Genomic DNA, 9,467 nt, shown 5'->3' with positions numbered 1-9,467 from the left:
GACGGTGTGTTGCGAGACCTGACAAAACGAAACGGCCAGGAGGCCACGATGAACAGCTTTGTCGAATTCAACAACGGGCTCGACGAGGTCCAGAACACGTTCGACCGCCTCGCCGCGGAACTCGACGGGCTCGGCGCAGAGGTCGACCCCTTCGACCGGATCAAGCTGCAGTTCGAGCTCAACAAGGCCCGGCTCGACGTCCTCAAGACGCGGCAGGAGACGACGAAGACCGAGGTCGGCGTCCTCACGACCGACTTCAACCAGATGAAGAGCGAGCAGCACAAGCGGATCGGCTACCGCGACACGCTGATCTACACCGCCTTCGCGGTGGTCGCCGGCGCGGCCTACGCCATCACGCAGGGAGCCTCCCTGCTCGTTCTGCTGGGTCTGATCCCGGCGGTTCTCTCGCTCGGGTGGATCTACCTGGCGAACGACACCAAGGTGGGCGAGATCGGCCAGTTCATCCGGTCCGAGCTCGCGCCGCGCATGAAGCTGCTGCTGCCCGCGGGGGCGACCCCCTTCGGGTGGGAGTCGTGGCACCGGGGCCTCCCCGGCCGCCTGACCGGCAAGATCGGTCACCTCGCGGTGACACTGACGATCTTCTGCGTCTTCCCGGTGACCGCCTTCACCATCGTCATCGGCAACCTCTCCACCCTTCCCTCCTGGGTCTTCCCGGTGGGGGGAGTGGAAGCCATCGCCACCCTGTGCATCGGGTGGCTGTTCCTCCGCGCGAACCTGGGGCGGAGGACGCCACAGACCGTCGCCGCGAACACCGGCGAGGGGGCACTCGCGTCCGACTGAGGCAGCACCTCGGCAGGAACGCACCACACCCGAAGGGCCCGGCACACCCGGGCCCTTCGAGCTACCCGGGCAAAGCGGCTGCCGCGCGAGAATCGCGGTCAGCGGTGGAGGTCGAGGTCGCTGCGCTTCGCGCGGGCCAGCAGCTCGGCGAACGCCTCACGCCCGAACGCCAGGCGCTCCCCGTCCGGATCCCTGGAGTCCCGCACCCACACCCGACCGCCCAGCTCCGCCAACTCCACGCAGGCATCGTCATTGCCGCCCCCGCTGTGGGAACTCTTACGCCAGCCGTTCATTCGTACTTCCTCAGCGTCTGGTCCATCAGCTCTCGCGAGCCTGGTCGAGGTAGGGCAAGTGCCCCGATCTGATCGAAACGTACTTCGAGAAGGGCGGACTCGTCACCGGCTTCGATCAGACGACCGGCGACCTGCGCGGCGGCGTAGGAGACATCGCGGCCATTGATCGTCATCACCTGGAAGTGCCCGTCATGCCCTGGGTGCCACCCCGAAGTACGTGGGACGACGCGGATGCAGACGCGGTCGGTGTCTGAGAGCTCGATGAGGTAGCGCAACTGCTCCGCCATGACGTCGCGACCGCCCACGACGTTGTCGAGTACTTCTTGGTCGATGAGAATCCAGAGGTAGGGCGGCTGCTTTCGCCTCAGTACCTCCTGGCGCTTCATTCGAGCTTTGGCCTCTGCTTCGACTTCGTCCACGCGACCGGCGGCTTTGAGGAGGGCCTCCGCATACGCCTTGGTCTGCGCCAGGGCCGGAACGGTCTTGCCGTGGTACATCTTGATCACATCGGCGGCCGCCTCGTACTGGAGGTACTGCTTGAACCAGTCCGGATCGTGTCCACCGCAAGCGAACATGTGCAGCCGTTCGAAGTGGCCACCCGTATTCCATGCCTGGTCAAGGCGCTTCAGGTATGTATCGCGCGGCCGGAGGCGTCCGGCTTCCCAGTTAGATACGGTCGCCCGGGTCACGTGGACGATCATGGCTGTCTGAGCCAGGGAGAGACCCCGCTGCGTGCGATAAAACCACAGGTCGAAAGCCAGCCAGGCCCACAGCGAGGACGCCGGGTCGATCGACTCTCGAACACTCATCACTCCCCCACAGGTGTATCGCGACCCCCGCTTATCACCTCAAGTTAGAACGTCGACACGAAGAGTGAGAGCACATTCCTCCAACTGGGGACGGCTCTCATGAACGATCTTGAATTCGTCACGTCGGCGCACGGGATTCCGGAGGTGCGCCTGACCGTGCTCGCCGTGCCGTCGAGCGTGGTGCTCGCTCGGGAGCTCGTCCGCTACACGCTGACGAACTGGGGTGTCGACCGTGAGGTGGTCGACGACGCGAGCCTCGTCATGAGCGAGATCGTGTCCAACGCCGTCGCGGCGGCGCACGGCCACCGGATCCGTCTCGGCTGCGCCCTCCGGGAGGGGGCGCCGCTGCTGGAGTGCTGGGACCCGTCCCCTGACCTGCCGGTCCGGTGCCCACCGTCGCTCACAGCCGAGAACGGCCGCGGGCTCGCCATCGTCTCCGCCCTCGCCAAGGAGACCGGCACCCGCCCTTCCGCCACCGGCGAAGGAAAAGTCGTCTGGGCCCTCATGCACGCCTGAAGCCGGTCGTCCAGCGGCAGGCAGGCGCGGCGGCCTTCGGATCGTGGGTTCAGCCGGTCGATGCCGGAGTGGCTTCTGGAGTGGTCAGGGGCGGGGCGAGTCGCTGGGTAAGGAACCGCTCGAAGGTCAGCAAACCGGGATGCTGCTGGCGCAGAGCCGGGATGTCGGCCTGGTATCCGGCTTCGGCGAACCACTGGAACATGCGCTCTTCGATCGGGAGCGGCTCGAACCGGGTCGGGGTGCCGGTGACGCGCTCGTAGATCCGGGCGACCTCGGAGAAGGTGAGCTCGTCGCCGGCGAGTTCGATCTGGCGGCCGATGGACCGCGCGGGGTCGTCGAAGGCGTCGGCGGCGAAGACGCCGATGTCGTCGGTGGCGATGAACTGCATGGGTTTGTCGGGCCTGACCGGCAGTGACAGCACCCGCTCGTCCCGAGCGTCGGCGTAGTGCAGCAAGTTGTTCATGAAGAACACCGGGCGCAGGATGGTGGCGGGCAGTCCGAGCGCCAGGATGTACCGCTCGATCTCGGCCTTGCTTTCGAAGTGGTCAATGCCGGTGTTCCGTTCGGCGCCGCCCACGGAGCTGTAGACCAGGTGCGCCACGCCGGACTCCCCGGCGATGTCGGCCACCGTCTTGCCCTGACGCACCTCGGCGGCCAGCGTGCGCGGTTCATGGGCCAGTGCCTGGACGCTGAAGACCGCGCGCACGCCGTTCATCGCCTTGCGCAGCGAGTCGGCGTCGTCGAGATCGCCCCGGACGAGCACCGCGCCCTCGTCCCGCAGCCGGCGGGCGGCGGGGCTGCCCGGATCGCGCACCAGCGCGTGGATCCGCCGGCCGCGCGCCAGCAGCTGACGGGCGGTGGCGCCGCCCTGATTGCCGGTCGCGCCGATGACGAGGACGGCGTCGGAGGAAGACATGAGGGAATCCTTCTTATTCGGAGTGTTTCGCTCCGAGTAACTTAACTCGGAGCGAACCGCTCCGCAATGGGTATCCTTGGCCCATGGCCGAAGCCACCGCACCGCGCAGGCGGGGACCCCAGGCCCGCGCGGCCCGCAACGATCGCGCGTTGGTCGAGGCGGCCCGCGAGGTCTTCCTCAGCCAGGGGTTCGACGCGCCGGTGTCCGCCATCGCCGAGCGGGCCGGGGTGGGGATGGGCAGCCTGTACCGCCGCTACCGCACCAAGGAGGAACTGCTCCAGCGCCTGTGCGCCGACTCCATGGAGCACCTCGCGGAGGCGGCGAAGGCCGGGCTGGCGATCGACGACCCGTGGCAGGGTCTGGCCTCCTACGTCCAGCGGTGCGCACGATCCGGGTTCGGCGCTCTGTCTCCCTTGGCCGGGACCGTGGAGGTCACCTCCGAGATGCGGCAGGCCGGCGAACAGGCCCAGCGCCTGGCCGACCAACTGGTCACCCGGGCCCGCGACGCCGGAGTGATCCGCGCCGGCGTGACCTCCATGGACGTCTTCCTGCTCATCAGGCAGTTCGGCCGCCCGGCCGCGGGCCCGTCGCCCCACGGCGAGGAAGAGGTGCGGTCCCGCTTGCTGGCGATCGCGCTGGACGGCCTCAAAGCCCACAACACCGAGCCGCTACCGGGAGAACCGCCCGACCCCCAGCACTACCAGGCGCTCTGGAACACCTGATGAACGTCGGTGGGAGGCGTGGTCGTCGGTGCTTTATTCGCTGGAAGCCGTGAGGCGGGGCCGGTAGCGTGAGCGGCATGGCACGAGGCATCTGGTCGCAGAAGGTTCGCAGCGCCCGCTGACGGCGGCGCCTTTCCTTCTCTGAATCCGCGTTCGCCGTCCCGGTCCTGCCGGGCGGTCGTCTGATTCTGCCCGGCTCCATGGCGAGCTGCGGAGCACCCTTTGAGCCTCACCCCCTTTTCCGAGAGCATGTCCCTGCCCGTCCCGGCGGGCGGCAGCGCGCACGTCCGCGTCCAGGACGTCGCGGTCACCCGCGGGTCGCGGCGGATCCTGCACGACGTGTCGGTCACCGTCTCGGCCCGGTCCCGGATCGCCGTCGTCGGCGAGAACGGGCGGGGGAAGACGACGCTGCTGCACGTCCTCGCCGGGCTGATCCCGCCCGACGAGGGCACCGTGCACCGCGCCGGCACGATCGGCCTCGTCCGCCAGGAGCTGGCGGCGCGCGACGGTGAGACCGTCGGCACGCTGACGTCCGCGGCGCTGGCCGCCCCGCTCGCGGCCCTCGCGGCGCTGGACGAGGCGACCGCGGCCGTGGCCGCCGGTGATCCGGCCGCCGGCGACCGCTACGCCACGGCGCTGGAGGCCGCCACCCGGCTCGACGCGTGGGACGCCGAGCGCCGCGTCGACGTCGCCCTCGACGCGCTCGGCGCGTGCACCGACCGCGACCGCCGGTTGTCGACGCTGTCGGTCGGGCAGCGGTACCGGGTCCGGCTGGCGTGCCTGCTCGCCGCCCGGCACGACGTGCTGCTGCTCGACGAGCCGACCAACCACCTCGACGCAGGCGGGCTGGACTTCCTGACCCGGCGGCTGCGCGAGCACGACGGCGGGCTCGCCGTCGTCAGCCACGACCGGGCGCTGCTGCGCGACGTCGCCGACCGGTTCCTCGACCTCGACCCGAGCCGCGACGGGAGGCCGCGGCTGTACGCGGGCGGCTACGACGCCTGGCAGGACGCACGGCGCGGCGAGCGCGAGCGCTGGGAACAGGACTTCGAGGAGCAGCGGGCCGAGCACCAGCGGCTGCAGGACGAGGTGTCCAAGGCCCGCGACAGGCTGTCCACCGGCTGGCGGCCGGACAAGGGCACCGGCAAGCACCAGCGCCAGTCCCGCGCGCCGGGCGTCGTGCAGGCCCTGAACCGGCGGCAGGACGCCCTTGAGGCGCACCGCATCGATGTGCCGGAGCCGCCGCCGGTCCTGCGATGGCCTGACCTGGGCGTCCGGTCGCGGGTGCCGCAGCTCCGGGCCCACGGCGTCACCGTCGACGGGCGGCTGCCCGGGCCGGTCGACCTCGCCCTGGACGGCGGCGACCGGCTGCTCGTCACCGGACCCAACGGCGCCGGGAAGTCCACGTTGCTGGCGGTGCTGGCCGGTTCGCTCCAGCCCGCGGACGGACGCGTCTGGAGAGCGAACGGCACCCGGGCCGCCCTGATCGCGCAGGAGACCACCGAGCACGACCCCGACCTCACGGCCCGCGAGGTGTATGACCGTCATGTGGGGCGGCTGGTGGCCCGCGCAGAGCTGCGCGACGCCGACGTCGTCCCGCTCGGGGCGCTCGGGCTCCTGGACTCCGCCGCGATGCGGACGCCGACCGCGCGGATGTCGCAGGGCCAGCAGCGGCGCCTCGACCTGGCCCTCGCCCTGGCCGGGCGCCCCGGCCTGATCCTGCTCGACGAGCCGACCAACCACCTGTCGTCGACGCTGGTCGACGAACTGACCAGCGCGATCCGCACCACCAGCGCCACCGTCGTCGTCGCCACCCACGACCGGCAACTCCTGAGAGACCTCGCCGACTGGCCGCGCCTCGACGTCGGACGGCCGATGAAGATGTAGCCGGTCAGGTCCAGCGGGCCAGGGCCGCTTCCAGGGGTTCGTAGCCGTCGTCCGCCCAGGCGATGTGGCCGTCGGGGCGGACGAGGACGGCGTCCACGTCCACGTCTCCGCGCGGGTGCGGGACGCCGCCGTGGCGTGGCCGGTCGCCCAGTTCCAGGACGGCGTGCCGCCCCGAGCGCAGGACGGCAGGGTCGAGCCCCGGCATCGTGCGGCCGATGAGCGGATGCCGTCCGGGGAGCTCGTAGCGGACGTCGAGACCGGAGACCAGCCCGGCGAGGTGGCGGTTGGCCTCGGGGATCTTCAGGAGTTCGGCCAGGATGCCGCGCAGGGCGGCGACGTCCTCGTCAGGGATCAGCAGGACTCCCTGCGCGCGCGTGTTCGCCAGGACGGCGGCCCCGACCGGATGCCGTTCGGCGTGGTAGGTGTCCAGCACCTTAGGGTTGCCGCGCAGGTCGGCGGCCAGTTTCCAGCCGAGGTTGAAGGCGTCCTGGAGGCCGAGGTTGAGTCCCTGCCCGCCGGTCGGCGAGTGGACGTGGGCCGCGTCGCCCGCGAACAGCACGCGCCCGTGCCGGTAGCGCTCGACCTGCCGCGAGGCGTCGGTGAAGCGCGAGGCCCACCGGATCTCCCGCACGTCGGGGACGGCGCGGCGCACCTCGTCCAGGCTGACGGGCGTGCCGCGGTCGGCGGTCTGCTGCTCGGGTCCGGCGATCAGGGCCCGGTACAGGCCGTCCCCCAGCGGCAGGACGTTCGCGACGCCGTCCTCGGGACGGTCGAACGAGGGCAGCCGCCACCGGCCGGGCCGCTCCCGCGTGAGCGTGACGTCGGCGACGACGGCGGACACGCGGCCGTCGCGGCCCGGGAACGGCACGTCCAGCAGCGTCCGGACCGTGCTGCGACCGCCGTCGCACGCGACCAGGTACCGGCCGCGGAACTCCCGCCCGGCGCGGACGGTGACCCCGGCCTCGTCCTGCTCGACCCAGGTCACCTCGTGCCCGCGCAGGACCGGGACGTCCCGCTCGGCGAGGCGTCCTTCGAGATGCTCCTCGACCCGCGCCTGGGGGATGCCGATCTGCCGTTCGCCCCACGGCCCGTAGTCGAGCGGCAGACCGGCGAAGTGCCCGGCGGGGAGCGTGTCGGCGGCGCGCTCCAGCAGCGGTTCCAGCATGCCGCGCGAGTCGAGGATCTGCGCGGAGCGGGGCTGGAGGTTGAGCGCCCGGGACTGCCCGGTGCGTTCGGGCCGCCGCTCCAGCACCGCGACGCTCACCCCGGCCAGCGCCAGTTCGCAGGCCAGCATCAGCCCGGTCGGGCCCGCGCCCGCCACGATCACGTCGACGATCACGCCCGCAGGTCCTTCCGCTTGGTGTAGACGAGGTGGAACGCGAACAGCGGCACGGCGATCACCGGCCACACGAGGTTGAGCGCGAACGGAGCGACGTCCAGCGGCAGGACGAAGGCGCCGATCACGTGCAGCACCGCGTTCAGGACCGTGGCCGCGCCCCACACCGCGGTCAGCGTCCGCAGGCCCTGCCGGAACCCGGCGTCGTGGTCCCAGCGGGCCTCCCACTCCCGCAGTCCCTCGGGCCCCACCTTCGTCAGGACGAACGAGCGGAACACGACCATCAGCGCGGGACGCCCGTAGACCACCGAGGCCAGGAGCCACACCCCGGCCACGCCCACGAGCATCCAGATCCAGGAGTCGCGGACGAGCAGGGTGCGCGGGTTCCCGGTCAGCAGGGACAGGACGATCCCGAACACCATCAGGACCATCACGAACAGCGCCGGGTAGTCGACCACGCGCTTCCGGACGAACCGGACCGCCACCACGATCACCGGCACGACCGACGAGGCGACCAGCGCCTGCCACAGGCTCGCGCCCGCCGCGCGCAGCCCGTACAGCACGGCCATCGGCACGACGAGATCGACCGCGATCGGGAGCAGCGGGGCCAGCCGTCCGGGGTCCTTCCGCGCGGCGGGGGCGCCGGCGGGCCGCGCGTGCGCCGCGGGGCTCACGACGCCTCCGCGCGGGTCGCCCGGTCGAACAGCTCCACGAGCTCGCGGGCGTACGCGGCGTGGTCGACGTCCGGCATGGTGGCGACGGCGTCGATCGCGGCGCGCAGGCTGACGGCCATCACGTGCGGATCGAACGCGCGGAACTCGCCCTCGGCCTGGCCCGCCCGGAAGAACTCCCGCGCCATCGCCGCGGGGGTGTCCGAGAACGCGACGCCCTCGCCCCCGCGCGTCCCGCCGATGATCTCGACGAGCGCGCGGATGTGCGCGGGGCGGTCGCGCATGAACGCCAGGTTCGCCTCGATGTAGGCGGCCAGGGTGTCACGGCGGGTCGCCGCCGCGTCCAGCCGCGGCCGCATGAACGCTGCCGCGTCGCCCAGCGCCGTGTCGACCACGGCCTGGATCAGCTCGCTCTTGCCCTTGAAGTGGTACGAGATCAGCCGGGTGCTGCTGAGCCCGGCGTGCTCGGCGATCCGCCCGAACGAGGCCTGGCCGTACCCCGCCTCGGCGATGACCTCGATGGCCGCGGCCACGATCTGCGCTCGCCGCGCGACGGCGGCCGGGGAACGCGCCCCCTCATTTACTTGCATGAGTAAGAGATTACTCAGCCAAGTAAATCTGTCAACGGCAGGCAGAGGCCGCCGCTCTCACGGCGGTCGGCCGGGGCGGCGCGTCAGGTCCAGGTCGCCGTGTCCGGGTCGATGCCTCTGGCGCGGGCGTTGGCGTCGATGATGTCGCGGAGCCAGGCGGTCATGCCTGGTTCGATCGCGTCGTAGTAGGCCGCGAAGCCGGGGTCGGCGGCGTATCTCCTCCCCAGGCAGACCTGCATCGAATGGGTGCAGTCGAAGTACTCGCCGATCGAGGCCCTGTGCCGTTCGGCCAGAGCGTCGGCTTCGGCGCTGCCCGGCCTGACGCCGGCGCGCTTGGCCGCCGCCAGGTCGTTCTCGAGCGTCGCGACGTCGCCGGCGATCTGCTGCCAGTCCTCTGAGGTCCTGCCCGCGGCGCGCTCGGCGGACTGCGCCCACTGAGCCGTGTCGCCCCACCGGTCGCGTGCGGCCGCGAGCCATGACGGCTGCCACCGCCGCCCGAAGATCGCGACTTGTTCCTCCGCGGAGAGCAGGATGCCGGCGCTCGCGGCCTCGATCAGGCGATCGACCGCGTCGACCATCGCCTGCAGCCGGGAGATCCGGTCGAGGAGTTGGGCGCGCTGCCGCCTCAGCGGCACGGTCATGTCGGCGGCCGGAGCCGCGAGAAGACCACCGATGTCGTCGAGGGACAGACCCAGTTCGCGGTAGATGAGAACCCGGTGGATGCGTGCGACGTCCGCCGCCGAGTAGAGCCGGTAACCGCCGGCGGTCCGTCCCGACGGGCGGACGAGCCCGATCGCGTCCCAATGGTGGAGGGTGCGGACGGTGACCCCCGCGTGCGATGCCACGGCCCCGACGGCCAGCCCGCCGGCGCCCGCGGCATCGTCCCCTGCGTCGTCGGTCACGCCGCCGAGTCTGACATGCGAGGT

11 protein-coding genes are annotated in these 9,467 nt (G+C 71.4%); 4 read left to right on the top strand and 7 right to left on the bottom strand.

The window, feature by feature from the left end; genetic code table 11:
* The first annotated feature begins 48 nt into the window (after positions 1 to 48).
* A complete protein-coding gene (locus AB0C69_RS01685) occupies positions 49 to 801 on the top strand; it encodes a hypothetical protein (RefSeq protein ID WP_360348391.1) in 753 nt (250 codons plus the stop codon).
* A gap of 98 nt (positions 802 to 899) precedes the next feature.
* Here AB0C69_RS01685 and AB0C69_RS01680 read toward each other — a convergent pair whose 3' ends face one another.
* Together AB0C69_RS01680 and AB0C69_RS01675 are read right to left on the bottom strand one after the other, a co-directional pair.
* The gene (locus tag AB0C69_RS01680) at positions 900 to 1,094 is read right to left on the bottom strand and encodes a DUF397 domain-containing protein (RefSeq protein WP_353832419.1); all 195 of its coding nucleotides are present in this window, start codon (positions 1,092 to 1,094) and stop codon (positions 900 to 902) included.
* On the bottom strand, positions 1,091 to 1,903 hold the full coding sequence (locus tag AB0C69_RS01675) for a helix-turn-helix transcriptional regulator (RefSeq protein WP_360348387.1): 813 nt from the start codon (positions 1,901 to 1,903) through the stop codon (positions 1,091 to 1,093). Before AB0C69_RS01675 ends, AB0C69_RS01680 begins: the two co-directional genes overlap by 4 nt.
* Positions 1,904 to 2,002: 99 nt before the next feature.
* On the opposite strand from AB0C69_RS01675, the gene AB0C69_RS01670 reads away from it, so the two are divergent.
* Positions 2,003 to 2,419: an ATP-binding protein gene (locus tag AB0C69_RS01670; protein ID WP_360348385.1), complete on the top strand. Its 417-nt coding sequence runs from the start codon at positions 2,003 to 2,005 to the stop codon at positions 2,417 to 2,419.
* A 49-nt stretch (positions 2,420 to 2,468) separates the two neighbouring features.
* Here AB0C69_RS01670 and AB0C69_RS01665 read toward each other — a convergent pair whose 3' ends face one another.
* Positions 2,469 to 3,335 (bottom strand): NmrA/HSCARG family protein, encoded by an 867-nt coding sequence (locus AB0C69_RS01665; protein ID WP_360348382.1) that lies wholly within the window; start codon positions 3,333 to 3,335, stop codon positions 2,469 to 2,471.
* Positions 3,336 to 3,418: 83 nt separating this feature from the next.
* Between AB0C69_RS01665 and AB0C69_RS01660 the strand changes: the two genes are divergently transcribed.
* The gene (locus tag AB0C69_RS01660; RefSeq protein WP_360348379.1) at positions 3,419 to 4,057 is read left to right on the top strand and encodes a helix-turn-helix domain-containing protein; all 639 of its coding nucleotides are present in this window, start codon (positions 3,419 to 3,421) and stop codon (positions 4,055 to 4,057) included.
* Between the two features lie 249 nt (positions 4,058 to 4,306).
* Complete coding sequence (locus AB0C69_RS01655) at positions 4,307 to 5,944, top strand: ABC-F family ATP-binding cassette domain-containing protein (RefSeq protein WP_360348482.1); 1,638 nt, start codon at positions 4,307 to 4,309, stop codon at positions 5,942 to 5,944.
* Positions 5,945 to 5,948: 4 nt separating this feature from the next.
* Here the strand turns inward: AB0C69_RS01655 and AB0C69_RS01650 are convergent, their stop codons facing one another.
* From AB0C69_RS01650 to AB0C69_RS01635, 4 genes are all read right to left on the bottom strand, one after another.
* A complete protein-coding gene (locus tag AB0C69_RS01650) occupies positions 5,949 to 7,283 on the bottom strand; it encodes an FAD-dependent monooxygenase (protein ID WP_360348376.1) in 1,335 nt (444 codons plus the stop codon).
* Entirely contained in the window at positions 7,280 to 7,954 is a 675-nt protein-coding gene (locus tag AB0C69_RS01645) for a VC0807 family protein (protein WP_345179924.1), read from the bottom strand. The genes AB0C69_RS01650 and AB0C69_RS01645 overlap by 4 nt, the downstream gene beginning before the upstream one ends.
* Positions 7,951 to 8,541: a TetR family transcriptional regulator gene (locus tag AB0C69_RS01640; protein ID WP_353832426.1), complete on the bottom strand. Its 591-nt coding sequence runs from the start codon at positions 8,539 to 8,541 to the stop codon at positions 7,951 to 7,953. Before AB0C69_RS01640 ends, AB0C69_RS01645 begins: the two co-directional genes overlap by 4 nt.
* An 83-nt stretch (positions 8,542 to 8,624) precedes the next feature.
* Positions 8,625 to 9,443 (bottom strand): TipAS antibiotic-recognition domain-containing protein, encoded by an 819-nt coding sequence (locus AB0C69_RS01635; protein WP_353832427.1) that lies wholly within the window; start codon positions 9,441 to 9,443, stop codon positions 8,625 to 8,627.
* Between the last annotated feature and the right edge of the window lie 24 nt (positions 9,444 to 9,467).

The organism is Actinomadura sp. NPDC048032 (genome assembly GCF_040653175.1).
Lineage (GTDB): Bacteria > Actinomycetota > Actinomycetes > Streptosporangiales > Streptosporangiaceae > Spirillospora > Spirillospora verrucosospora.
The sequence above is the reverse complement of the archived record's forward strand: the minus strand, read 5'-3'. Positions and strand labels throughout refer to the sequence as shown.

Coding starts and splice junctions, on each gene's coding strand:
- AB0C69_RS01640 (WP_353832426.1), bottom strand. CDS start 8,541: ATGCAAGTAAATGAGGGGGCGCGTTCCCCGGCCGCCGTCGCGCGGCGA.
- AB0C69_RS01665 (WP_360348382.1), bottom strand. CDS start 3,335: ATGTCTTCCTCCGACGCCGTCCTCGTCATCGGCGCGACCGGCAATCAG.
- AB0C69_RS01680 (WP_353832419.1), bottom strand. CDS start 1,094: ATGAACGGCTGGCGTAAGAGTTCCCACAGCGGGGGCGGCAATGACGAT.
- AB0C69_RS01660 (WP_360348379.1), top strand. CDS start 3,419: ATGGCCGAAGCCACCGCACCGCGCAGGCGGGGACCCCAGGCCCGCGCG.
- AB0C69_RS01655 (WP_360348482.1), top strand. CDS start 4,307: ATGTCCCTGCCCGTCCCGGCGGGCGGCAGCGCGCACGTCCGCGTCCAG.
- AB0C69_RS01675 (WP_360348387.1), bottom strand. CDS start 1,903: ATGAGTGTTCGAGAGTCGATCGACCCGGCGTCCTCGCTGTGGGCCTGG.
- AB0C69_RS01670 (WP_360348385.1), top strand. CDS start 2,003: ATGAACGATCTTGAATTCGTCACGTCGGCGCACGGGATTCCGGAGGTG.
- AB0C69_RS01685 (WP_360348391.1), top strand. CDS start 49: ATGAACAGCTTTGTCGAATTCAACAACGGGCTCGACGAGGTCCAGAAC.